This is a genomic window from Salmonella sp. SAL4457, assembly GCF_046548235.1.
In the GTDB taxonomy this organism is placed as follows: Bacteria; Pseudomonadota; Gammaproteobacteria; order Enterobacterales; family Enterobacteriaceae; genus Salmonella; species Salmonella enterica.
Genome location: NZ_JBGDZO010000890.1, coordinates 1 through 254, shown reverse-complemented (window position 1 = coordinate 254; position 254 = coordinate 1). Strand labels below are relative to the sequence as shown.

1 pseudogene is annotated in these 254 nt (G+C 61.8%); it reads left to right on the top strand.

Annotation, left to right across the window (positions count from 1 at the left end):
• A pseudogene (locus ACLJNW_RS26760) lies at nucleotides 1–254 on the top strand (N-acetylglutaminylglutamine amidotransferase); the annotation flags it as partial.

Here is a 254-nt window from a genome sequence, read left to right as displayed (position 1 = left end):
CCCAACGGCCGCCACGCGATCGTGTTCAATGGCGAGATCTACAATTTCCCCGAGTTGCGCGTCGAACTCGAGCGCGCCGGATATGCATTCGCGACGCACAGCGATACCGAAACGATCCTGGCTGGTTTCGCTTGCTGGGGCGACGATATCTGGCCGAGGCTCGAGGGCATGTTCGGGGTGGCGATCTGGGATCGTCTGACCCGAACATTGACGTTGGCCCGCGACCCGGTCGGCATCAAGCCGCTCTACATCAC